Origin of the sequence: Bacillus sp. DU-106 (assembly GCF_004799705.1) — a bacterium.
Taxonomy (GTDB): domain Bacteria; phylum Bacillota; class Bacilli; order Bacillales; family Bacillaceae_G; genus Bacillus_A; species Bacillus_A cereus.
In genome coordinates this window covers 4289286-4312647 of the sequence record NZ_CP026607.1, presented here as the reverse complement: position 1 = coordinate 4312647, position 23362 = coordinate 4289286, and the positions used below count along the sequence as shown (strand labels likewise).

Sequence of the window (23362 nt, the reverse complement as noted above, 5' to 3'; positions counted from 1 at the left end):
TATATAATTATAATATAACAATAAATTATTTTAAATGTTGGAAGTGTTGAGTTTTATAAATAAACTGTACAGACACAAACAACCTCACGCCCACATACACATAATAAAGACCACTATTTTGGCGGAGGTGAAAGGTTTGAGTCTATTCGCCGCAATTGGATATATGGTTCGAGAAGTGTTTGTCTTTGTTTCTTATGTGAAGAATAATGCGTTCCCGCAGCCGTTATCATCAGATGATGAGAGAAAGTACTTAGAGTTAATGGAGCAAGGTGATGCTCAAGCGAGAAATCTTTTAATTGAACATAATTTACGGCTTGTAGCTCATATCGTTAAAAAATTTGAGAACACAGGAGAAGATGCAGAAGATTTAATTTCAATTGGTACGATCGGGCTCATTAAAGCGATCGAGAGCTATTCTGCTGGAAAGGGAACGAAGCTTGCGACGTATGCAGCACGCTGTATTGAAAATGAAATTTTGATGCATTTACGTGTACTAAAGAAAACGAAAAAAGATGTTTCACTTCATGATCCGATCGGGCAAGATAAAGAGGGCAATGAAATATCGCTTATTGATATATTAAAATCAGAGTCTGAAGATGTAATTGATATGATTCAGCTTAGTATGGAGTTAGAAAAAATTAAAGAGTATATCGATATTTTAGACGAAAGAGAAAAAGAAGTGATTGTGAAACGTTTTGGACTTGGGCTAGATAAGGAGAAAACACAGCGGGAAATCGCTAAGGCGCTTGGTATTTCTAGAAGCTACGTATCACGGATTGAAAAGCGTGCTTTAATGAAAATGTTCCACGAGTTTGTAAGGGCAGAGAAAGAGAAAAAAGCGAAAGAGTAAAGTGTATTAGAAGCAGCCATATTTAAAATGGGCTGCTTTTCTTATTGTAAATAAGAAAAGAAAACGCGTTATGCTAAGAAGAAATACATGTTCACTGTTGAAAATGACGGATTCTATCTGTAATATTAGAAGGTGCTAAATAATTTAAGAATAATACCATACTTAGTTTTCTGTATGTATAATAAGGTTGCTTTATATGATATGTGGGAATAAGAACCAATTTTACATATGATATAGAAAGAAAAGAAGGGAAAACTAAAGTTATAGACTGATTAGGGGGTTTCGCAATTTGCGACGTACATTATATCGACTTATGATAGAACTTACAAATGGTCGCTTTACTTCTTATATATTACGTAAATTTGCACAATCTCGTTTGAGCTCTATCATTATTCCATCGTATGCGAAAGTTTTTCAAATTAATCAAGATGAGATGGAAAAGGGTTTGAAGGAATATAGAACATTGCATGAATTATTTACGCGTAAGCTAAAAGAAGGAAAGCGTAGTATTGATACAGATGCATCGAGTATCGTTAGTCCTGTTGATGGTGTTTTTGCAGATCAAGGTCCTATTGAGGATACAAAAACATTTGATATTAAAGGAAAGCGCTATTCAATTGTGGATATGCTAGGTAATGAAGAACGTGCAACGCGATATGCAGGCGGTACATATATGGTAATTTATTTGAGTCCAAGTCATTATCATCGCATTCATAGTCCGCTTTCTGGTTCTGTGACTGAAAGATTTGTACTCGGTAGAAAATCATATCCGGTAAATGCAGCTGGTATGGAATACGGGAAAGAACCACTGTCAAAAAATTATCGTTCTGTTACAGAAGTAAGCAGTGATGGCGAGCATATGGCTCTTGTAAAAGTAGGTGCCATGTTTGTTAATAGTATTGAGCTTTTGCATGAGAGAGACACTGTTCAAAAAGGTGAAGAAATGGCATACTTTACATTTGGTTCAACAGTTGTGTTATTGTTTGAAAAAGATATGATAGAAGTAGTGCAGGAATTAAAGAGTGGACAAGAGCTTCGTCTTGGTCAAAAAATAGCTACTCGCTTAGCTCATAAATAAAGAAAAGCTTTTATAACCGTAAGTAAGAGTTATGGGCAAAGATACTTAATGATGAAATCCCCTAGATGGGAGTACTTGTTTATTCGAGAGCCATCGTAGGATGGCTCTTTTTACAGGGCATCCAATAAATTATCCTTTAACTGTTTAATTGGTAAGGGCTGATTAAACTTTCACTTTATATGTAATCAAGATGATTTGACAAGCTTGTCCTCTAATGAGCGTCTAATGATTTCTTGTTTTATAAGTAAAATGAAGTCGGGATTTAATTTTAGTTCTTTTGCTTTATAATAAGACTCAGTGAGTAACTCAGTGGATAACTGTTCCATATGTTTTGTTTTCAAGGTGAGTCACCTCCTAATAATATAAGGATTGATTCGTTGATGCATTTAATGTACCAAAAAAATATGACAGTCACAAACGAGTGGTTATCCACATACCTAGGTGGATAAAGTGTGTATAGTTTGTTAGTAAATTCCAAATTAACTGAAAAATTAATGTGGAAAATGTGTACAATTTTATCCACAGGTTATATATCGAAAAATGTTGTCGAAAAATTTTATGAAAAATCCTCAAAGAGGTGAAAGAAATTGAAACTATTTTTACCAAATGAATATGTGAAAAATGTATATCATGTTCAACCAGAAGATTTAAAAAAACGTGGGATTAAAGGCGTTATTACTGACTTAGATAACACTTTAATTGAATGGGATCGTCCCAATGCAACACCGCAACTTGAAAAATGGTTCTTGGAAATGAAAGAGCAAGGCATTCAAGTAACGGTCGTTTCAAATAATAATGAGCAACGTGTAAAAGATTTTGCTGATCCATTAGGTATTCCATTTATTCATAGTGCACGTAAACCATTTGTTCGCGCATTTAAGCGTGCGATACAAGAGATGCGTTTGCAGCCAGATGAAGTTGTAGTAATTGGAGATCAGTTACTGACGGACGTGCTTGGTGGCAACCGAGTAGGCCTTCATACAATTTTAGTTGTACCGGTAGCACAAACGGACGGATTAGTAACGCGCTTTAATCGAAAAATTGAACGAAGAATTATGAAAAATATGAAGAAAAAAGGTTTAATTAACTGGGAGGAATAAAGTTTGACTGAAACAATTAAATGTATTGGTTGCGGTGTAGAAATTCAAACAGAAAATAAAAACGAAGTGGGGTATGCTCCTGCCTCATCTTTAGAGAAAGAACAAGTTATTTGTCAACGTTGTTTTCGCTTGAAGCATTACAATGAAATTCAAGATGTATCGTTAACAGATGATGACTTCCTACGCATTTTAAATGGAATTGGAAAATCAGATGCATTAGTAGTCAAAATTGTAGATATTTTTGATTTTAATGGTAGCTGGTTACCTGGCTTACATCGTTTCGTAGGGAATAATAAAGTATTACTTGTTGGAAATAAAGCTGATTTAATTCCAAAGTCAGTAAAACATGATAAAGTAAAACATTGGATGCGCTATAGTGCAAAGCAGCTAGGATTAAAACCAGAAGATGTCTTTTTAATTAGTGCAGCGAAGGGACAAGGAATCGCTGAACTAGCAGATGCTATTGAGTATTATCGCGGCGGCAAAGATGTTTATGTTGTTGGATGTACGAATGTAGGGAAATCGACATTTATTAATCGTATGATTAAAGAATTTAGTGATGAGACTGAAAATGTAATTACAACATCTCATTTCCCAGGAACAACACTTGATTTAATTGATATTCCATTGGACGAAGAGTCTTCTTTATATGATACGCCAGGTATTATTAACCACCACCAAATGGCTCATTATGTTGGAAAGCAAAGCTTAAAGCTTATTACACCAACAAAAGAAATTAAGCCGATGGTATTCCAATTAAATGAAGAACAAACGTTATTCTTTAGTGGATTGGCACGTTTTGATTATGTAAGTGGTGGTCGTCGTGCATTTACTTGTCACTTCTCGAATCGCTTAACAATCCATCGTACAAAGCTTGAGAAAGCAGATGAATTATATAAAAATCATGCCGGGGATTTACTAAGCCCACCAACGCCAGAAGAATTAGCAAATATGCCTGAGCTAGTGAAATACGAATTTAATATTCGTGAACCTAAAACGGATGTTGTATTCTCTGGATTAGGATGGGTTACTGTGAACGAACCAGGAGCAAAAATTGTTGCACACGTACCAAAAGGAGTAAGTGTTTCACTACGTAAATCTTTAATTTAATATGGAGAGGGATTTATGAAACAATTATATGGTGTAATCGGAAATCCAATTGGACATTCATTATCACCCGTTATGCATAACGATGCATTTGAACACTTGAATATGGATGCCCATTATCATGCGTTCCTTGTTGAAGAGGAATTGCTAGGGGAAGCAGTAAGAGGTTTAAAAGCATTAGGTATTTCAGGATTTAATGTAACAACTCCGCACAAGGTTGCTATTATGGAGTATTTGGATGAGATTGACCCATTGGCAAGGAAAATCGGTGCAGTAAATACAGTGGTTCATAAGGATGGAAGATTAATTGGCTATAACACAGACGGGATTGGTTTTGTTCGAGCGCTGCAGTCAATTAGTAATGAACCACTTCAAGGGAAACGTATTTTGTTACTTGGTTCAGGTGGTGCTAGCCGAGCTATTTATTTTTCTCTTGCTGATGTAGGTGTAAAAGAGATTGATGTAGCCAATCGTACAGTAGATAAGGCAAAGGAACTTATTGCTGCACGTACGGCCGATGTTAATTCTGTTGCTTTGTCGTTAGAAAAAGCGACAGAAGAACAAGGAAATTATGATATTATCATTCAGACGACAACGATAGGTATGCATCCACACGTAGAACATACGCCATTACAAATTTGTTCGTTAAAAAAAGGAATGATTGTATCAGATATAATTTATAATCCATTTGAAACGAAAATTTTATGTGAGGCAAAAGAGCAAGGTGCAATCATTCAAAATGGTATTGATATGTTTGTTTATCAAGGAGCACTTGCATTTGAAATGTGGACAGGACGCACGCCAAATATCGAGAGAATGAAACAATTAGTTATAGAAAAGCTTGGAGGCTAACATATATGTTAACAGGAAAACAAAAAAGATTTTTACGTGCACAAGCACATCATTTAACACCAATTTTTCAAGTAGGAAAAGGCGGAGTAAATGAAAATATGATTAAACAAATCGCAGATACTTTAGAAGCTCGTGAGTTATTTAAAGTAAGTGTATTACAAAACTGTGAATTTGATCGCCGTGAGGTTGCGGAAGAACTTGCAAAAGGTGCACGTGCTGAAATCGTTCAAGTAATTGGAAGCACAATCGTTTTATACAAAGAATCAAGAGAAAATAAACAAATTAAGCTTCCTCGATAAAAAGACTAGCATGCGCTATTTTTATCGTTTATGCGTAATGATGTAGAGAGCGAAACCAATTGAACTTTTATTAATAGCAACTCTCTTCATTCCTAACAGAGGAGAGTTGCTGTATGTAAAAGGAAGGGGCGTTTCTTTTGAGAAAAATTGGCATCATTGGCGGTACATTTGATCCGCCTCACTATGGACATTTGCTAATTGCAAATGAAGTATATCACGCTTTGAACTTGGAAGAAGTATGGTTCTTGCCAAACCAGATTCCGCCACATAAACAAGGGCGGAATATTACAAGTGTAGAAAGTCGTTTACATATGTTAGAGCTCGCGACTGAGGCAGAAGAGCACTTTTCTATTTGTTTAGAAGAGCTAAGTAGGAAGGGCCCATCTTATACGTATGACACTATGTTACAATTGACGAAGAAGTATCCGGATGTGCAGTTTCACTTTATTATTGGTGGGGATATGGTTGAGTATTTACCGAAGTGGTATAACATTGAAGCTTTATTTAATCTTGTAACGTTTGTTGGAGTTGCAAGACCTGGGTATACATTGCATACACCATATAAGATTACTACAGTGGAAATTCCGGAATTTGCAGTTTCTTCATCCTTATTACGTGAGAGATATAAGGAGAAGAAAACGTGTAAATATTTACTTCCCGAAAAAGTACAGGTATATATCGAGAGGAATGGGTTGTATGAATCGTGAAAATGCACTGCATATTGTCAAACAACAAATGCATGAAAAACGTTATATACACACAATTGGTGTAATGGAGACAGCGATTGAGCTTGCTAAGTTATACGGTGTGGACGAAAAAAAAGCAGAGATGGCAGCTATATTCCATGATTATGCGAAATGTAGAGCAATTTCAGAGATGGAAGAGATTATTAAACGTGAAGATTTGCCGAAAGATTTACTTTGCTATAACAAAGAGTTATGGCATGCACCTGTTGGGGCATACTTAGTAGAAAAAGAAGTAGGCATTACGGATTCTGAAATTTTGCAAGCTATTACATATCATACAAGTGGTCATGAGAATATGACGATGTTAGATAAAGTGATTTATGTAGCGGATTACATTGAACCTGGGCGAAAGTTTCCAGGAGTGGAAGAGGCTCGTAAACTCGCATATACGGATATAAATCAAGCTTTATTATTTGCGTTAAAGAGAACAATTCAATTTTTAATGGAAAAAGATCAGACGATTTATCCATTAACATTCCAAACATACAATGCAGTTATCAAGGAGGAAATGAGTAAATGAACGATAAAGATTTATTAGTATTAGCGGCAAAAGCAGCTGATGATAAGAGAGCAGAAGATATGGTTGTCCTAAATATGCAAGGTATTTCACCAATTGCAGATTATTTCATTATTTGTCACGGAAATTCAGATAAACAAGTGCAAGCAATTGCACGTGAAATTAAATCAAAAGCACATGAGTTCCAAATCGACGTACAACGTATGGAAGGGTTTGACGAAGCACGTTGGGTATTAGTTGATCTTGGAGATGTAGTTGCTCATGTATTCCATAAAGATGAGCGTAATCACTATAATTTAGAGCGTCTATGGGGCGATGTGCCACGTGAAGATATTACAGAAGAGTTAGGCCAATGAAATACGAACAATTTGCATTGTTGTACGACGAACTAATGAATGATGTCCCTTATGATAAATGGGTGGAATTTACAGAGGAAAGTTTACAGCAGGCAGATATGAAAGAGGCAAAAATTCTTGATGTAGCATGCGGTACAGGTAATGTAACCCTGCCGCTTGTGCAAAAGGGTTACGATTTAATAGGTGTCGATCTTTCAGAAGAAATGTTAACAGTCGCTCAGCAAAAACTAGGAGGAGAGGGATACTTTATTCCTTTTTATCAACAAGACATGCGAGAGCTTGATGTTCCAGGTGAGTTTGATTGTGTAACCATCTTTTGTGATTCATTAAATTATGTATTGCAAGAAGATGGAGTACAAGAAACATTTAGAAGAGTATTTCATCATTTACGTCAAGATGGTTTGTTTTTATTTGATGTACATTCTTTATATAAAATACATCATGTATTTCAAAATGAAACGTATACAGTGAATGGAGAAGAAATATCTCTTATTTGGAATTGCTTCCCTGGTGAAGAATCAAATAGTGTAGAGCATGATTTAACATTCTTTGTTCAAGATCCGGAAGAAGATGTGTACCATCGGTTTGACGAATGTCACGTGCAACGTGCATATCAAGTGGAAGAGTTAACGAAATGGCTTGAAGAAGCAGGTTTTACAGTGCTTCGTGTAACAGGTGATTTTGAGCGACTTGAAGTTACAGAACAAACAGAGCGTATTTTCTTCATGGCGAAGAAAAATGGATAAAACAAAAGCAACCGAGAAGGTTGCTTTTGTTTTATAAAGAAGATGTATTTTTAGTTCTAGCATAATCTGAAGATTGTATGCGTAAAGTGTGGGAATAGTAGTTGAAGTGAAAATGTATTGTAAAAAAGTAAGTATTTATAAAAAGGATTTGGAATGAAAATGACGTATTTATTATGTGTGTTTATTGAATTGCTGATCAACGCATTCTAAATCTTCATCAAATTTTTCATGTGTTCGCTCGATTAACTTATGGAACATATCTCCAACGTGCTCTTCTAAAACCCGAATGCCTTCCCCAGTAACGCCGCCTTTCACGCAAACCTTTTCTTGTAAGGTAGGTAATGTGAAGATTTCTTTTTCAAGTAATTTCCCCATCCCCACGACCATTTCACTTACTAAAGTAGTAGCCTCTTCGTGTGTAATATTTGTTTTATCTACAGCAGCGTTAATGAAGCATTGTAGTAAATAACTAAAGAAAGCAGGACCGCAACTTGCTATATCAGATGAAACGCGCGTTATATCTTCTTCTATTACAAGAGGTGTAGAAATGTTTTTGAATAGACGAAGTAGTTTTTGTTGCCATTCTTCAGAGCAATTATCTCCAAATGTAAATAGTGAGGCGCCAGAGAGCGCGCGATTTGTGATACTTGGAATGATACGCGCGACGTGGCAAGGTACGAGAGTCTCTAATTGTGATGGAGATATTGGACTTGTAATAGAAACTAAGCACGTTTCATCAGAAAAATGTTCAGCGTATTTTTTTAGGATAGGGTATATATCTATCGGCTTGACACAAATAAAAATAAGTTGTGATTGTTCGATTACTTCCGGGATTGTTTTTGCTATATGAACAGAAGGGTATTTTTCTTTTATATGATATGCTTTTGCAGGCGTCCGATTAATGATTGTAAGGCACGAAGGTTTGACAGCACGGGTTTCTAAAAATGCATCGATTAGTATATTCCCCATGTTTCCTGTCCCTATAATTCCTATGTTCAAAGTTTCATCCCTCCTTCGTAACAGCTTTCTCCTAAACAATATGAATGATGTTATAAATTTATGATTAGAGGTGTAAAATGATGTGGGATTTTCCGAAAAAGTGGTTAGGTTTAGTAGCTATTATTGGAACTTTACTTTTTCTTGTTTTTTGGAAAACGAATCAGAGTGTAGAACGAATGCCTATTACAATGAATGTACAAGAGAAGGAGATCGAAAAAAAGGGTAAACCGAAAATATCGGATACAAAGGAACAGAAAAGAACAATTATAATTGATGTGAAAGGAGCGGTTAGTAAAGAAGGGGTATATGAAATGAAGGAAGGAGATCGCGTAAAGGATGCGGTTCAAAAGGCTGGTGGTTTTTTATCAGAAGTAGATATGAAAAAAGTGAATTTAGCACAAATTGTACAAGATCAAATGCTTCTTTATATACCGAGTAAAAATGAATCAGAACAAGGGGTGCTTACTTCTTCTAAGGAAGATGGCAAGATTCGAATAAATACAGCGGCGAAAGAACAACTAGAAAAAATTACAGGGATTGGCTCTCGAAAGGCAGAAAGTATTTTGAAATATCGAGAAGAACATGGTCCGTTTCAGAAAATAGAAGATTTATTAGAGATTGATGGGATTGGTGCGAAGTCTCTTGAAAAGATAAAAGATCAAATTATTATTCCGTAAAAGATTGACGAAGTTTTTCTTCTTTCGCTACACTACAAGTAGACAAAAAAGTAGGTGAAAAATATGGAACGAATTTCATGGGATCAATATTTTATGACGCAAAGCCATCTACTATCTTTGCGTAGTACATGTACAAGGCTTGCGGTAGGAGCGACAATCGTTCGCGATAAACGAATTATTGCTGGTGGATATAATGGTTCAATTAAAGGTGGCGTACATTGTATAGATGATGGTTGTTACGTAATCGATAATCATTGTGTTCGGACAATTCATGCCGAAATGAATGCTTTATTACAATGTGCCAAGTTTGGTGCGAAAACAGAGGAAGCAGAAATTTACGTTACGCATTTCCCTTGTTTACAATGTTGTAAGGCAATTATTCAAAGTGGTATTACAGCGGTTTATTATGCGCAGGATTATAAAAATCATCCATACGCCATAGAGTTATTTGAACAAGCGAATGTAACAGTGAAACACGTTCCGCTAGAATATGATATTGCTGCATTAGAGGATCAAAAACGTTATACAGAGTTGAAAGAATTATTTGTGTCTTTAGAAAAAGATAATTTATCAATGGAAGAATTACAGCATGTATTCACGAAAGCAAAAATGATGCTATAAGGAGTGAGTATAAGTTGCAAGAACAATGGGGGTATGTTGCAATCTCGTTTATAATAGGGATTGCAATTGCCTTTTCCTCGTCACTTTTATTGATAGTTTTTTGCCTCTTTTTAAATGTTTTCTTCTGTTTATATCGCACTTCGCGTAAAACCTTCATTTTTTGTATTGTAGCGTGCTTTAGTAGCGTTATATACACTTCCTATGTTCAAGTATGGAATAAGCCTCTAGGGAAGCCCTATGCAGTTACAAGAGGGGTTATACAAAACACACCGCTTGTTAATGGGGATCGCCTATCTTTTCAATTTGAAGATCAGAATAAAAATATAGTGCAGTTAAGTTATAGAATAAAATCAGCTTTGGAAAAGAAAAAAATGCAACAATTATACGCAGGGATATCATGTGTATTCGAGGGTGAGAGGAAAGAACCGGAAATAGCTCGGAATTTTCATGGTTTTAATTACCGTGATTATTTATACAAGCAACATATTCATTTCACATTTGAGGCTACATATATTTCTGAATGCTATAAAACATCACTGTCGCTCACGCAATGGATTCTTCTTTTAAGGCAACAAGCAATCTCGAAAGTTACAGAAATGTTTCCAGAGCAATCAGGTGCTTTTATGAATGCATTACTCTTTGGTGATAGACAACAAATGACGTTTGAAGTGGAAGAGCAATATCAACAATTTGGTCTTGTACATTTGTTAGCAATTTCAGGTTCACACATTGTATTGTTGATGGTGATAGTATATTTTATTTTGCTAAGAAGCGGTGCGACGAGGGAGGTAGCAACAATTTGCCTTATCATTTGTATTCCTTTGTATATGGTTTTAGCAGGGGCTTCACCCTCTGTTATAAGAGCTTCTATAACAGGGGTTTTGATGTTGATTGCTTTTATGTGCTCGATTCGTTTATCTAGTTTAGATGCTTTAAGTGTAACAGCTATATGTATGCTTATATATGACCCTTATCTTGTTTTTAATATTGGATTTCAGTTTTCTTTTGTAGGTAGCTTCGCTTTACTTTTGTCTGCTCCGTTATTGTTAGGGAGTAGCAACGGAGTAATCCGAAATTCTATTTATATTTCTATCATTTCACAGCTCGTTAGTACTCCGATTTTGTTATATCACTTTGGTTATTTTTCTCCATATAGCATTCTCCTCAATCTCTTATACGTTCCGTTTTTATCTATCATTGTATTACCATGTAGCATTATTATTTTACTGTGTATGCCAATTGTCCCGTTTCTTGCAAAAGGATTTGCGGATGTATTATCAATAGGCTTGAGTATGTCTAATGATTTTCTAAGTTATTGTGAAAGTTTACCATTTACCCAGCTTATCTTCGGGGAAACGCCCTTCAATCTTGTAGCTGTATATTGCGCGAGTATTGTCAGTATATTGATGGTTTGGGAAAGAAGAGCGCCGAAAAAAATGGTTTGTATAGTTGCGAGTGTATTTATTTTTATTAGCACATGTCATTATGTATATCCATATTTTAGAGGAAGCGGAAGTGTAACATTTATTGATGTTGGACAAGGTGATGCAATATTAATTCGCCTTCCGTATGATAAAGGGATTTATCTTATTGATACAGGTGGAACGCTTCGTGTGAATAAGGAAGAATGGCAACAAAAAAAGCATGAATTTTCTGTTGGGAATGATGTTTTAATACCCTTTTTACAAAAAGAAGGTATTAAAACAATTGATAAATTAATCGTAACGCATGGAGATGCAGATCATATAGGTGCTGCGCAAGAATTATTATCATATATACCTGTAAAAGAAGTGGTATTTGGCCGAAAGGGAAAAGATGCAGTATTAGAAAAAGTAGTCAAGAAACAGGCATTAGAAAAGGAAATGAAAATAACTGAAGTGGGGGAAGGGGCGAGTTGGAGTGTAAATGAAGCGGAATTTTTCGTTTTAGCTCCAAAAGGAAAAGAAAAAAGCGAAAATAACGCTTCAATTGTAATATGGGCAAAATTTGGAGGGTTGAAGTGGCTATTTACAGGCGATTTGGAAGAAGAAGGGGAAAAGATTTTAGTAGAGGCATATCCAGATTTACAAGTGGATGTTTTAAAAGTTGCTCATCATGGGAGTAATACGTCATCTATAGAGCCTTTTTTGAACGTCATACAGCCTCGTGTAGCGATTATATCTGTTGGTAAGCAGAATAGGTATGGACACCCGCATAAAGAAGTGATAGAGCGTTTTGAGAAGATGGGGAGTGCGATATGGCGCACGGACAAGCAAGGTGCTATTTCCTATGTTTTTAAAGGGGAAAATGGAACCTTTAAAAGTAAAATCACATATGATAAAACACATAATAGATGAAAAAGAGAAGACTGCCATGAAGTGGCAGTCTTTAAGAACCGATAAATTTAATAACAGTTGCAATGATGAAAAGTGTTGCGAAAAAACCAAATGAGACGATAAATCCTACCCCTGAATCAATAGCGTCATTGCGTTTACTTTGAACGTTTTGTTCAAAATCATTCATTTAGAATCCCTCCCCAACATTCCACTTTAGTATAAAATATTGTCAGAAAAAAATCTACAATTTCCATATGAAGAGAAAACGAGCTTTTTTGCTACTTTTAAATCATGAAGTAATGTGAGTTTTTCGTTTCCAAGCATGTTAACAGTTGGCACTTATACTCAAATTTTTATTGCGAATAATAAAGGGAAGGTGATTACCGCACACCAATAAGAAACCCGGGGCTTATTGCGTGGCGTTTAATATAAATAAAGGGACGGGTTATAAAGCCTGTTCCTTTGTACTTGTAAAACAAAAGCTAGGGCATTAGTATAAATATATATTGCCAAGTTAGGGAGTAGGAAAAAGTATGAGTGATATACATAAAAAAATTAAAAAGAAACAGTTTGCTCCGTTATATTTACTATATGGAACGGAAGCTTTTTTTATAAATGAAACGATAAAGCTTATTACGACAGAAGCACTTGAAGAAGAAGATCGAGAGTTTAATGTTGTGACATACGATTTAGAAGAAGCGTATTTAGAAGATGTGGTTGAGGATGCGCGTACGCTTCCTTTCTTCGGAGAACGGAAAGTACTGTTAATAAAATCACCGCTATTTTTGACTTCGCAAAAAGAAAAGTTAGAGCAAAATATAAAAATTTTAGAAGAATACATTGGTGAACCTTCTCCATTTTCTATTCTTGTTTTTGTTGCGCTTTACGAAAAACTTGATGAGCGAAAAAAAATTACAAAACTATTAAAGAAAACAGCAGATGTAGTAGAAGCAAATGCGATGCAAATACAGGATGTTCAGAAGTGGATTGTTGCTCGTGCAGATGAAGTGCATGTGCATATTGATAACGCGGCTGTTAGTTTGTTGCTAGAGCTTGTGGGAAGTAATGTAACAATGTTGGCGAAGGAAATGGACAAGTTAACGTTATACGTCGGTATGGGCGGAGAGATTACGACGAAACTTGTTGCAGAGCTTGTACCAAAATCCGTTGAGCAAAATGTATTCGCTTTGACAGAAAAAGTGGTGAAAAAAGATATTGCAGGTGCAATGCAAATTTTGGATGGATTATTTACGCAGCAGGAAGAGCCGATTAAATTGCTTGCGTTATTAGTGAGTCAATTCCGCTTGTTGTATCAAGTGAAAGAGCTACAGCAACGTGGTTATGGACAAAATCAAATTGCGTCTCATATTGGTGTACATCCGTATCGCGTGAAGTTGGCAATGAATCAAACGAAGTTTTTCTCTTTTGAAGAATTAAAAAAAGTGATTATAGAATTAGCGGAAGCTGATTATAGTATGAAGACGGGAAAGATGGATAAGAAACTTGTGCTCGAGTTTTTCTTAATGCGATTAAATCATATGTGATGACACAAAAAAGTTCATGTACTAAGTACATGAACTTTTTTGTATATAAAAAAACGATCCAAATGGATCGTTTTTTAAACGCCTTACGCGTTTACTTGTTTCGCTAAGCGAGATTTTTGACGAGCTGCAGCGTTTTGGTGGATAAGACCTTTACGAGCTGCTTTGTCAAGTTTTTTAGAAGCAGTTTTGAAAGCTTCTTTAGCATTTTCAAGATCGTTATTAGTAACTAAAGCTTCTACAGTTTTAACAGCAGAACGCATGTCAGACTTGATAGAAGCGTTATGTGCACGACGCTCTTCGCTAAGTTTAGCGCGTTTGATAGCAGATTTGATGTTTGCCATACTTTTCACCTCCCTGGTGCAATCGAATGACTCGATTCTTACATAGAACAAGTGATATTCTATCAAACGGTGAAGAGAATTGCAATAGTATATCCATGAAATTTCACGTAAAGGAAAGAATGACCTTATATAACTTTGGGAAATCTAACGATATTTACTATGAATTACGGAGGAGATACGATGAAAGAACCATTAGATTTAAGTAAATATAGCATTAGAACTGACCTTGCTGTAGAAGCCCATCAAATGTTGCAAGAAAGCCAAGAGGAACAAAAAGGGATACAGGGAGTTATTGTAAAAGAGAGAGAAGAAGAGGGGACTATAATTACAAAAGTAACAATTGATGAAGCTGCCTCTGAAGCGATGGGTAAAAAGCCTGGAAATTATTTAACGCTTGAAGTTCAAGGTATACGTCAGCAAGATACAGAACTTCAACAAAAAGTGGAGCGTATTTTTGCAAAAGAATTTTCTAATTTCTTAGAAGAGGTTGGCGTTACAAAAGAAGCAAGCTGTTTAATTGTAGGTCTTGGGAATTGGAATGTAACACCAGATGCTCTTGGACCGATAGTTGTAGAAAATGTATTAGTAACGAGACATTTGTTTCAATTACAGCCTGAAAGTGTAGAAGAAGGGTTTAGGCCTGTTAGTGCAATTCGGCCGGGGGTAATGGGAATTACAGGAATCGAAACGAGCGATGTTATTTATGGGATTATTGAGAAGACGAACCCGGACTTTGTAATTGCAATTGACGCATTAGCTGCCCGTTCTATTGAACGAGTAAATAGCACGATACAAATTTCTGATACTGGAATTCATCCCGGATCGGGGGTTGGGAATAAACGTAAAGAACTAAGTAAAGACACATTAGGTATCCCTGTAATCGCGATTGGTGTTCCGACTGTGGTCGATGCTGTTTCGATTACAAGTGATACGATTGATTTTATTTTGAAACATTTCGGCCGAGAGATGAAAGAAGGAAATAAACCTTCACGCTCTTTGTTACCAGCGGGATTTTCATTTGGAGAAAAGAAAAAATTAACGGAAGAAGATATGCCGGATGAAAAGAGCAGAAATATGTTTTTAGGTGCTGTTGGTACGTTGGAAGAAGAAGAAAAAAGAAGGCTGATTTATGAAGTGCTATCTCCTCTTGGTCATAATTTAATGGTAACCCCAAAAGAAGTAGATACTTTTATTGAGGATATGGCGAATGTAATAGCGAGTGGTTTAAATGCGGCGCTGCATCATCAAATTGATCAAGATAATACGGGAGCATATACACATTGAGGGGAACAGATGATTATCGTTTGAGTCGCTTTACGCTTTTGTGTATATGTAGTGTGGCTTTATGTTTACTTATGATGATAGCAGGAGTGGCACTTGCTAATCATGGTTTGAAAAGTATGAAAGGCTATCAGCAACTGTCATATGAACAAATAGCTCATATGACAGGGACAGAAAGTACAGGTGCTGAATCAGAAATTTTGGGTAGCTCGTTTTCGGCCTCAGAAAAACAACAACAGTTAGAACGTTTAAGAAGTTTTAATGTTGTAGAAGGAATTGGGATGGCAGTAGCAAGTGTAGCTTATGAAATGACGAAGTTCGGAACGGATATCGTTGTTGGGAAAATAAAAGGAATTTTTAGCTAAGAGTAACATGGGAGGCGGTTGTTTTACTGGTTTGTAAGACAGCCGTTTTAAAATTTGAAAAGGGTTTGTCTCTTATGGTTTATTCGCATAAGATATAGATAGAATGATTTGTATCGTAAGCAGCACGAGTTTTCATTGAATCTTTGTTGCTCTATTGATATAATCAGTGCTAGTGTATATTGGCGAGACTATTAGGAGTTGAGAACATAGATGAATAAAGAAGAAAGAGCAAAAAGACAGTCCAAAATTCGTAATTTCTCTATTATTGCTCATATTGACCACGGAAAATCAACGTTAGCAGACCGTATTTTAGAGAAAACAAACGCGTTAACACAACGTGAAATGAAAGCTCAGTTGCTTGACTCTATGGATTTAGAGCGTGAGCGTGGTATTACAATCAAATTAAACGCAGTACAATTAAACTATAAAGCAAAAGATGGTGAAGAGTATATTCTTCATTTAATTGATACACCAGGACACGTCGACTTTACGTACGAAGTATCTCGTAGTTTAGCGGCTTGTGAAGGCGCGATTCTTGTAGTAGATGCAGCGCAAGGTATTGAAGCGCAAACGTTAGCAAACGTATACTTAGCGCTTGATAATAATTTGGAAATTTTACCAGTTATTAATAAAATCGACTTACCGAGTGCGGATCCAGAACGTGTACGTCAAGAGGTAGAAGATGTAATTGGTTTAGATGCATCAGAAGCGGTACTTGCTTCTGCGAAAGCTGGAATTGGTATTGAAGAAATTTTAGAACAAATTGTTGAAAAAGTACCAGCTCCGTCGGGTGATTCAGAAGAACCATTACAATGTATGATTTTCGACTCTTTATATGATCCGTACCGCGGTGTAATTGCTTATATCCGTGTTGTAAATGGAACAGTAAAAGTTGGCGATAAAGTACGTATGATGGCAACGGGTAAAGAATTTGAAGTAACAGAAGTAGGTGTATTTACACCGAAAACTACGCAACGTGACGAGTTAACAGTAGGTGATGTAGGTTTCTTAGCAGCATCGATTAAAAATGTTGGTGACACACGTGTTGGTGATACGATTACACATGCGAAACGTCCAGCTGCAGAGCCGTTAGCAGGTTACCGTAAGTTAAACCCGATGGTATTCTGTGGTCTGTATCCAATTGACTCTGCTCGTTATAACGATTTACGTGATGCATTAGAAAAATTAGAGTTAAACGATTCTGCTCTTGAGTTTGAACCAGAAACATCTCAAGCGCTAGGATTTGGTTTCCGTTGTGGTTTCTTAGGGCTTCTTCACATGGAAATCATTCAAGAACGTATTGAACGTGAATTTAAGATTGACTTAATTACAACAGCGCCAAGCGTTATTTATAAAGTTTATTTAACTAACGGTGAAGATGTTATTGTTGATAACCCATCTAATATGCCAGATCCACAGTCTATCGATCGTGTAGAAGAGCCGTTTGTGAAGGCTTCAATTATGGTTCCGAATGACTATGTTGGAGCTGTAATGGAGATTTGCCAAGGTAAACGTGGAACGTTTATTGATATGCAATATTTAGATGAAACGCGTGTTACATTAACATATGAAATCCCGTTATCAGAAATCGTATATGACTTCTTCGATCAATTGAAATCAAATACGAAAGGGTATGCATCATTTGACTACGAGTTAATTGGCTATAAGCCATCTAAACTTGTGAAAATGGATATTCTTTTAAATAATGAACAAGTGGATGCTTTATCATTTATCGTACACCGTGATTCAGCGTATGACCGTGGTAAAGTAATCGTAGAGAAATTAAAAGAATTAATTCCGAGACAACAGTTCGAAGTGCCAATTCAGGCGACTATCGGAAATAAAGTTGTAGCACGTTCTACAATTAAAGCGATGCGTAAAAACGTACTTGCAAAATGTTACGGCGGTGACATTTCTCGTAAGCGTAAACTTCTTGATAAGCAAAAAGAAGGTAAAAAACGTATGAAGTCTGTTGGCTCTGTAGAAGTACCGCAAGAGGCATTCATGGCTGTACTGAAAATGGATGACAACTAATATTTGAAATAAAAAAGAAGTCGTTTGTGCGGCTTCTTTTTTCTGTATAATTACTTTTTAGACATCTGAGCAGCTCTCATTTACAATAATGAGAGAGCTTTTTAGTTCATATAGAGTTAGGAGATTGTTAATGTCCGAAAATATTCGAAAAGATATTCAAGATAAAATACAAAATGGTAATTTTAATTGTGAAAAGGAATTGACGCTTTCTATTATTAGTGGAAAGTGGAAAGTTGTGATACTGTGGCATCTTGGTGTGGAAGGGCCGCATCGTTTCAGTGAATTACAACGGTTATTCCCAAGCATTTCTCATAAAGTTTTGTCGAACCAATTAAAAGAGTTAATGGAAGATGGGATTGTTGATCGGACAGTATATCCCGAAATTCCTCCTCGCGTTGAGTATTATATGACGGAACTAGGCATGTCACTTTTACCGATCGTTGAAATGATGTATGATTGGGGAAAAATGCGAATGGAACAAATTCGTAATACGTTAGAGAAGTAGAGAACCCTCCGGAGTGCGGAGGTTTTCTTTTTAGAAAGGTAGGAGTTATATTTGGTACAAGCTGCATACATTCATATTCCATTTTGTCAGCACATTTGTCACTATTGTGATTTTAATAAAGTGTTTATTGAACGCCAACCGGTTGATCAATATTTAGATTATTTAGAGAAGGAAATAATAAATACGGTTCAAAAAGTTCCATTTAATAGTATGAAAACGATTTTTGTGGGTGGGGGAACTCCGACAGCGTTAAATATGGAACAGACAAAAAAATTACTCGAGATTATTAATCGTCATTTGCGTCCGTTCGCCCCGAATTGTGAATTAACATTTGAAGCGAATCCAGGAGATTTACCGAAAGAGAAGCTAAATGTACTGCTAGAAGGTGGAGTAAATCGAATTAGTTTTGGTGTGCAAACGTTCCGTGATGAACTTCTTGAGAAGATCGGGCGCAAGCATACGAGGGAAGATGCATTCCACGCGATTCGAGAGGCACAGGAAGTAGGCTTTAAAAATATTAATGTAGATATTATTTATGCTTTGCCAGGACAGACGATAGAAGATGTAAAAGAAACATTAGATATTGCTTTTACGCTTGGTGTACAACATTTCTCGGCATATTCATTAATTGTGGAGCCAAAAACAGTGTTTTATAACTTAATGAACAAAGGGAAATTACGTCTTCCGGGTGAAGACCATGAAGCGAAAATGTATGAAATAGTAATGGATGAAATGGAGAAACACGGTTATAACCAGTATGAAATTAGTAATTTCTCAAAAGGTGACAATAAAAGTAGACATAATCTCACATACTGGAATAATGAAGAGTATTATGGATTTGGAGCTGGAGCTCATAGTTATGTGAACGGAGAACGTATTCAAAATGTTGGTCCTCTGAAGCAATATTTTAATAAAATTGATGAAACAGGATTTCCGTATTTAGATGTTCACAAAGTGACGGAGAAAGAAAGAATGGAAGAAGAGCTGTTCTTAGGGCTTCGAAAAACAAAAGGTGTTTCTAAAACGGCGTTCCGCAATAAATTTAATGTAGAGATGGATCAAGTTTTCGCGAAGCAGTTACAAAGCAACCAAGAGCAGGGATTGCTTGAAGAGGAAGATGGACATGTGCGTTTAACGCGAAAAGGAAAATTATTAGGGAATGAAGTATTCCAATCATTTTTGATTGACTAATTAAATGTTCCATAGGCGTGAAAAAGTTTCATTATTTCGTGACGTTTCCGTTGACAATTGAATGTCAATTTTGGTAAGTTATTAATAGATTTAGCACTCAAAGACAAAGAGTGCTAACAGAGGTGATGATGAGATGCTTACGGAACGTCAGCTCTTAATTTTACAAACAATTATTGATGACTTTATTGGATCAGCGCAGCCCGTTGGGTCTAGAACGTTGGCTAAAAAAGATGAAATCACATTTAGTTCAGCTACTATTCGAAATGAAATGGCGGACTTAGAAGAATTAGGTTTTATTGAAAAAACGCACAGTTCTTCTGGACGTGTTCCTTCTGAGAAAGGCTACCGATTTTATGTAGACCATCTTTTAGCGCCGCAAAACTTACCGAACGCTGAAATTGTACAAATTAAAGATTTATTTGCTGAAAGAATTTTTGAAGCGGAAAAAATTGCACAGCAATCTGCTCAAATTTTATCAGAACTTACGAATTATACGGCAATTGTTCTTGGACCGAAGTTAAGTACAAATAAACTTAAAAATGTACAAATTGTGCCGCTTGATCGTCAAACTGCAGTCGCTATTATTGTAACCGATACAGGGCATGTACAAAGTAAAACGATTACCGTTCCGGAATCTGTTGATTTATCAGATTTAGAAAAAATGGTTAATATTTTAAATGAAAAGCTATCTGGCGTACCGATGGAAGAACTTCATAATAAAATCTTTAAGGAAATTGTTACAGTTTTACGTGGGTATGTTCATAATTACGATAGTGCAATAAAAATGTTGGATGGTACATTTCAAGTTCCGTTATCGGAAAAGATATACTTTGGAGGAAAAGCAAATATGCTTTCGCAGCCAGAGTTCCATGACATTCAAAAGGTTAGATCTTTACTTACCATGATTGATAATGAAGCCGAATTTTATGACATTTTGCGTCATAAACAAGTCGGGATTCAAGTGAAAATTGGTAGGGAAAACTCTTCGACGGCTATGGAGGATTGTAGTTTAATTTCTGCAACATATTCGATCGGCGAAGAGCAACTTGGAACAATTGCTATTTTAGGTCCTACGAGAATGCAATATTCTCGTGTAATTAGTTTGTTACAGTTATTTACGAGACAATTTACTGATGGGCTTAAAAAGTAAATGAGAGTAATACATTCGCTCAAGTGATGAAATTTTCATTGCTGTGTGTAATATATAATGATTAGGTAATCATGCTATGCATGATACCTAATACCTTTTAAGGAGGTGAATATTGTGGAAGAGCGTAACGAACAAGTGGTAGAAGAAGTAAAAGAAGCGCAAGTTGAAGAAGCTGTCACGCCAGAAAACAGTGAAGAAACTGTAGAAGAAAAAAGTGAGGCTGCTCTTTTACAAGAAAAAGTAGATGAGTTACAAGCGAAACTAACGGAAACGGAAGGTCGCACATTACGTCTACAAGCTGATTTTGAAAATTATAAGCGCCGTGTCCAAATGGATAAACAGGCTGCTGAAAAATATAGAGCACAAAGTCTAGTTTCAGACATCTTGCCAGCTCTTGATAATTTTGAAAGAGCAATGCAAGTGGAAGCGACTGATGAGCAAACGAAATCATTGTTACAAGGTATGGAGATGGTGCATCGTCAATTGTTAGAAGCGCTGACTAAAGAAGGTGTGGAAGTGATTGAAGCTGTTGGTAAACAGTTTGATCCTAATGAACACCAAGCTATTATGCAAGTGGAAGATAGTGAATTTGAATCAAACGCGGTTGTGGAAGAATTCCAAAAAGGTTATAAATTAAAAGACCGTGTGATTCGCCCATCAATGGTAAAAGTAAATCAATAATTTACATAAAACTAGGAGGATTCGCCATGAGTAAAATTATCGGTATTGACTTAGGTACAACAAACTCTTGTGTAGCTGTTATGGAAGGTGGAGAACCAAAGGTTATCCCAAATCCAGAAGGGAACCGTACAACACCTTCTGTTGTAGCTTTCAAAAATGAAGAACGTCAAGTTGGGGAAGTTGCAAAGCGCCAAGCAATTACAAACCCAAATACAATCATGTCTGTTAAACGTCATATGGGTACAGACTACAAAGTAGAAGTTGAAGGTAAAGATTATACACCTCAAGAAATTTCTGCAATCATTTTACAAAATTTAAAAGCTTCTGCTGAAGCATACTTAGGTGAAACAGTAACGAAAGCTGTTATTACAGTACCTGCATACTTCAACGATGCAGAGCGTCAAGCAACGAAAGATGCTGGTCGTATCGCTGGTTTAGAAGTTGAGCGTATCATTAACGAGCCAACAGCAGCAGCACTTGCTTACGGTTTAGAAAAACAAGACGAAGAACAAAAAATCTTAGTATATGACTTAGGTGGCGGTACATTTGACGTATCTATCCTTGAGTTAGCAGACGGCACATTCGAAGTTATTTCAACTGCTGGTGACAACCGTCTTGGTGGCGATGACTTTGACCAAGTTATCATCGATCACTTAGTAGCTGAGTTCAAAAAAGAAAATAACATTGATTTAAGTCAAGATAAAATGGCGCTTCAACGCTTGAAAGATGCAGCTGAAAAAGCGAAAAAAGATCTTTCTGGTGTAACACAAACTCAAATTTCATTACCATTCATTAGTGCTGGAGCTGCTGGTCCATTACACTTAGAATTAACGTTAACAAGAGCGAAATTCGAAGAGCTTTCAGCAGGTCTTGTTGAAAGAACATTAGAGCCAACTCGTCGTGCATTAAAAGACGCTGGTTTTGCTCCAAGCGAATTAGATAAAGTTATTCTTGTTGGTGGATCTACTCGTATCCCAGCTGTACAAGAAGCTATTAAACGTGAAACTGGTAAAGAGCCATATAAAGGTGTAAACCCTGATGAAGTTGTAGCATTAGGTGCTGCAGTTCAAGGTGGCGTACTTACTGGTGATGTAGAAGGCGTTCTATTATTAGACGTAACTCCACTTTCTTTAGGTATTGAAACTATGGGTGGCGTGTTCACGAAATTAATCGAGCGTAACACTACAATTCCAACAAGTAAGTCACAAGTATTCTCGACAGCTGCTGATAATCAACCAGCAGTAGACATTCACGTATTACAAGGTGAGCGTCCGATGTCAGCTGACAACAAAACGTTAGGTCGTTTCCAATTAACTGACCTTCCACCAGCACCACGTGGTATTCCACAAATCGAAGTAACATTCGATATTGATGCGAACGGTATCGTTAACGTACGTGCGAAAGACTTAGGAACAAGCAAAGAGCAAGCTATTACAATCCAATCTTCTTCAGGTCTTTCTGATGAAGAAGTAGAACGTATGGTACAAGAAGCGGAAGCAAATGCTGACGCTGACCAAAAACGTAAGGAAGAAGTTGAACTTCGTAATGAAGCTGACCAACTTGTATTCCAAACAGACAAAGTTGTAAAAGATTTAGAAGGTAAAGTAGATGCAGCTGAAGTTGCAAAAGCAACAGAAGCGAAAGAAGCATTACAAGCTGCAATCGAGAAAAACGAGCTTGAAGAAATTCGTGCGAAAAAAGATGCTTTACAAGAAATCGTACAACAATTAACTGTTAAATTATACGAGCAAGCTCAAGCAGCTGCTGGTCAAGCAGAAGGTGCGCAAGGTGCACAAGACGCTAGCGCGAAGAAAGACAATGTAGTTGATGCTGAGTTTGAAGAAGTAAAAGAAGACAAGTAATTCAACTGTAAACATAATAAGTAAGATGACAAAAAGTCAAAGTCAAGCGTGCCTTGACTTTGGCTTTTTTCACGAATGAGAAGCGATGTGTGAGGATCTTAAGTTTTTCGCTTTGCATACTGTAAGTGAGGAAACTTTGTTGCAA

The 23362-nt window shown here is 36.4% G+C and carries 26 protein-coding genes; 22 read left to right on the top strand and 4 right to left on the bottom strand.

Annotation, left to right across the window (positions count from 1 at the left end):
- The first annotated feature begins 136 nt into the window (after positions 1–136).
- Both sigK and C3Y97_RS21935 read left to right on the top strand, forming a co-directional pair.
- Positions 137–850: an RNA polymerase sporulation sigma factor SigK gene (sigK, locus tag C3Y97_RS21940; RefSeq protein ID WP_000051382.1), complete on the top strand. Its 714-nt coding sequence runs from the start codon at positions 137–139 to the stop codon at positions 848–850.
- Positions 851–1139: 289 nt separating this feature from the next.
- Positions 1140–1928 (top strand): phosphatidylserine decarboxylase, encoded by a 789-nt coding sequence (locus tag C3Y97_RS21935; RefSeq protein WP_001255003.1) that lies wholly within the window; start codon positions 1140–1142, stop codon positions 1926–1928.
- Between the two features lie 185 nt (positions 1929–2113).
- On the opposite strand, the gene sda is transcribed toward C3Y97_RS21935, so the two are convergent.
- Positions 2114–2269, bottom strand: coding sequence for a sporulation histidine kinase inhibitor Sda (sda, locus tag C3Y97_RS21930; RefSeq protein WP_000850094.1), 156 nt, complete (start codon positions 2267–2269; stop codon positions 2114–2116).
- 246 nt (positions 2270–2515) lie between these two features.
- On the opposite strand from sda, the gene C3Y97_RS21925 reads away from it, so the two are divergent.
- From C3Y97_RS21925 to C3Y97_RS21890, 8 genes are all read left to right on the top strand, one after another.
- Positions 2516–3028, top strand: coding sequence for a YqeG family HAD IIIA-type phosphatase (locus tag C3Y97_RS21925; protein WP_000765314.1), 513 nt, complete (start codon positions 2516–2518; stop codon positions 3026–3028).
- Positions 3029–3031: 3 nt separating this feature from the next.
- Positions 3032–4138, top strand: coding sequence for a ribosome biogenesis GTPase YqeH (yqeH, locus tag C3Y97_RS21920; protein ID WP_000140799.1), 1107 nt, complete (start codon positions 3032–3034; stop codon positions 4136–4138).
- A gap of 15 nt (positions 4139–4153) precedes the next feature.
- Complete coding sequence (gene aroE, locus C3Y97_RS21915; RefSeq protein WP_000812075.1) at positions 4154–4987, top strand: shikimate dehydrogenase; 834 nt, start codon at positions 4154–4156, stop codon at positions 4985–4987.
- A 5-nt stretch (positions 4988–4992) separates the two neighbouring features.
- Entirely contained in the window at positions 4993–5286 is a 294-nt protein-coding gene (gene yhbY, locus C3Y97_RS21910; RefSeq protein ID WP_000955224.1) for a ribosome assembly RNA-binding protein YhbY, read from the top strand.
- Between the two features lie 137 nt (positions 5287–5423).
- A complete protein-coding gene (nadD, locus tag C3Y97_RS21905; RefSeq protein ID WP_001226046.1) occupies positions 5424–5993 on the top strand; it encodes a nicotinate-nucleotide adenylyltransferase in 570 nt (189 codons plus the stop codon).
- The gene (gene yqeK / locus C3Y97_RS21900; protein ID WP_001078477.1) at positions 5983–6552 is read left to right on the top strand and encodes a bis(5'-nucleosyl)-tetraphosphatase (symmetrical) YqeK; all 570 of its coding nucleotides are present in this window, start codon (positions 5983–5985) and stop codon (positions 6550–6552) included. Before nadD ends, yqeK begins: the two co-directional genes overlap by 11 nt.
- On the top strand, positions 6549–6905 hold the full coding sequence (rsfS, locus tag C3Y97_RS21895; protein ID WP_000998173.1) for a ribosome silencing factor: 357 nt from the start codon (positions 6549–6551) through the stop codon (positions 6903–6905). Before yqeK ends, rsfS begins: the two co-directional genes overlap by 4 nt.
- Positions 6902–7651 carry a class I SAM-dependent methyltransferase gene (locus C3Y97_RS21890; protein WP_000873069.1) on the top strand — a complete coding sequence of 250 codons (750 nt, stop codon included), beginning with the start codon at positions 6902–6904 and terminating at the stop codon, positions 7649–7651. The genes rsfS and C3Y97_RS21890 overlap by 4 nt, the downstream gene beginning before the upstream one ends.
- A gap of 171 nt (positions 7652–7822) precedes the next feature.
- Here the strand turns inward: C3Y97_RS21890 and comER are convergent, their stop codons facing one another.
- Entirely contained in the window at positions 7823–8650 is an 828-nt protein-coding gene (gene comER, locus C3Y97_RS21885; protein ID WP_001020554.1) for a late competence protein ComER, read from the bottom strand.
- Positions 8651–8727: 77 nt separating this feature from the next.
- On the opposite strand from comER, the gene C3Y97_RS21880 reads away from it, so the two are divergent.
- The 3 genes from C3Y97_RS21880 (at position 8728) to C3Y97_RS21870 (ending at position 12284) form a co-directional block, all read left to right on the top strand.
- Complete coding sequence (locus tag C3Y97_RS21880) at positions 8728–9327, top strand: helix-hairpin-helix domain-containing protein (RefSeq protein ID WP_000989932.1); 600 nt, start codon at positions 8728–8730, stop codon at positions 9325–9327.
- Between the two features lie 63 nt (positions 9328–9390).
- Complete coding sequence (locus C3Y97_RS21875) at positions 9391–9948, top strand: ComE operon protein 2 (RefSeq protein WP_000439770.1); 558 nt, start codon at positions 9391–9393, stop codon at positions 9946–9948.
- A 14-nt stretch (positions 9949–9962) separates the two neighbouring features.
- On the top strand, positions 9963–12284 hold the full coding sequence (locus C3Y97_RS21870; RefSeq protein ID WP_074554848.1) for a DNA internalization-related competence protein ComEC/Rec2: 2322 nt from the start codon (positions 9963–9965) through the stop codon (positions 12282–12284).
- A gap of 31 nt (positions 12285–12315) precedes the next feature.
- Here the strand turns inward: C3Y97_RS21870 and C3Y97_RS21865 are convergent, their stop codons facing one another.
- A complete protein-coding gene (locus tag C3Y97_RS21865) occupies positions 12316–12450 on the bottom strand; it encodes a YqzM family protein (protein ID WP_000997609.1) in 135 nt (44 codons plus the stop codon).
- A 346-nt stretch (positions 12451–12796) separates the two neighbouring features.
- Here C3Y97_RS21865 and holA point away from each other — a divergent pair, with 346 nt between their 5' ends.
- On the top strand, positions 12797–13807 hold the full coding sequence (gene holA / locus C3Y97_RS21860; protein WP_136363639.1) for a DNA polymerase III subunit delta: 1011 nt from the start codon (positions 12797–12799) through the stop codon (positions 13805–13807).
- An 83-nt stretch (positions 13808–13890) separates the two neighbouring features.
- Here holA and rpsT read toward each other — a convergent pair whose 3' ends face one another.
- Complete coding sequence (rpsT, locus tag C3Y97_RS21855; protein ID WP_001274011.1) at positions 13891–14148, bottom strand: 30S ribosomal protein S20; 258 nt, start codon at positions 14146–14148, stop codon at positions 13891–13893.
- A gap of 180 nt (positions 14149–14328) precedes the next feature.
- Between rpsT and gpr the strand changes: the two genes are divergently transcribed.
- The 8 genes from gpr (at position 14329) to dnaK (ending at position 23217) form a co-directional block, all read left to right on the top strand.
- Entirely contained in the window at positions 14329–15432 is a 1104-nt protein-coding gene (gpr, locus tag C3Y97_RS21850; RefSeq protein ID WP_000662618.1) for a GPR endopeptidase, read from the top strand.
- Positions 15429–15794 (top strand): YqxA family protein, encoded by a 366-nt coding sequence (locus C3Y97_RS21845; RefSeq protein ID WP_001215037.1) that lies wholly within the window; start codon positions 15429–15431, stop codon positions 15792–15794. The genes gpr and C3Y97_RS21845 overlap by 4 nt, the downstream gene beginning before the upstream one ends.
- Before the next feature lie 210 nt (positions 15795–16004).
- Complete coding sequence (gene lepA, locus C3Y97_RS21840; protein WP_001030951.1) at positions 16005–17828, top strand: elongation factor 4; 1824 nt, start codon at positions 16005–16007, stop codon at positions 17826–17828.
- Positions 17829–17958: 130 nt separating this feature from the next.
- Positions 17959–18333 (top strand): winged helix-turn-helix transcriptional regulator, encoded by a 375-nt coding sequence (locus tag C3Y97_RS21835; protein ID WP_001293539.1) that lies wholly within the window; start codon positions 17959–17961, stop codon positions 18331–18333.
- 51 nt (positions 18334–18384) lie between these two features.
- Complete coding sequence (hemW, locus tag C3Y97_RS21830; protein ID WP_136363638.1) at positions 18385–19524, top strand: radical SAM family heme chaperone HemW; 1140 nt, start codon at positions 18385–18387, stop codon at positions 19522–19524.
- 133 nt (positions 19525–19657) lie between these two features.
- Positions 19658–20674 carry a heat-inducible transcriptional repressor HrcA gene (hrcA, locus tag C3Y97_RS21825; RefSeq protein WP_000954941.1) on the top strand — a complete coding sequence of 339 codons (1017 nt, stop codon included), beginning with the start codon at positions 19658–19660 and terminating at the stop codon, positions 20672–20674.
- Positions 20675–20788: 114 nt separating this feature from the next.
- Positions 20789–21355 carry a nucleotide exchange factor GrpE gene (gene grpE / locus C3Y97_RS21820; RefSeq protein ID WP_000392711.1) on the top strand — a complete coding sequence of 189 codons (567 nt, stop codon included), beginning with the start codon at positions 20789–20791 and terminating at the stop codon, positions 21353–21355.
- 26 nt (positions 21356–21381) lie between these two features.
- Positions 21382–23217, top strand: coding sequence for a chaperone protein DnaK (gene dnaK / locus C3Y97_RS21815; RefSeq protein ID WP_136363637.1), 1836 nt, complete (start codon positions 21382–21384; stop codon positions 23215–23217).
- Positions 23218–23362: the final 145 nt, after the last annotated feature.

Coding starts and splice junctions, on each gene's coding strand:
- aroE (WP_000812075.1), top strand. CDS start 4,154: ATGAAACAATTATATGGTGTAATCGGAAATCCAATTGGACATTCATTA.
- yhbY (WP_000955224.1), top strand. CDS start 4,993: ATGTTAACAGGAAAACAAAAAAGATTTTTACGTGCACAAGCACATCAT.
- yqeK (WP_001078477.1), top strand. CDS start 5,983: ATGAATCGTGAAAATGCACTGCATATTGTCAAACAACAAATGCATGAA.
- rsfS (WP_000998173.1), top strand. CDS start 6,549: ATGAACGATAAAGATTTATTAGTATTAGCGGCAAAAGCAGCTGATGAT.
- C3Y97_RS21890 (WP_000873069.1), top strand. CDS start 6,902: ATGAAATACGAACAATTTGCATTGTTGTACGACGAACTAATGAATGAT.
- C3Y97_RS21880 (WP_000989932.1), top strand. CDS start 8,728: ATGATGTGGGATTTTCCGAAAAAGTGGTTAGGTTTAGTAGCTATTATT.
- C3Y97_RS21875 (WP_000439770.1), top strand. CDS start 9,391: ATGGAACGAATTTCATGGGATCAATATTTTATGACGCAAAGCCATCTA.
- C3Y97_RS21865 (WP_000997609.1), bottom strand. CDS start 12,450: ATGAATGATTTTGAACAAAACGTTCAAAGTAAACGCAATGACGCTATT.
- holA (WP_136363639.1), top strand. CDS start 12,797: ATGAGTGATATACATAAAAAAATTAAAAAGAAACAGTTTGCTCCGTTA.
- rpsT (WP_001274011.1), bottom strand. CDS start 14,148: ATGGCAAACATCAAATCTGCTATCAAACGCGCTAAACTTAGCGAAGAG.
- gpr (WP_000662618.1), top strand. CDS start 14,329: ATGAAAGAACCATTAGATTTAAGTAAATATAGCATTAGAACTGACCTT.
- lepA (WP_001030951.1), top strand. CDS start 16,005: ATGAATAAAGAAGAAAGAGCAAAAAGACAGTCCAAAATTCGTAATTTC.
- C3Y97_RS21835 (WP_001293539.1), top strand. CDS start 17,959: ATGTCCGAAAATATTCGAAAAGATATTCAAGATAAAATACAAAATGGT.
- hrcA (WP_000954941.1), top strand. CDS start 19,658: ATGCTTACGGAACGTCAGCTCTTAATTTTACAAACAATTATTGATGAC.
- dnaK (WP_136363637.1), top strand. CDS start 21,382: ATGAGTAAAATTATCGGTATTGACTTAGGTACAACAAACTCTTGTGTA.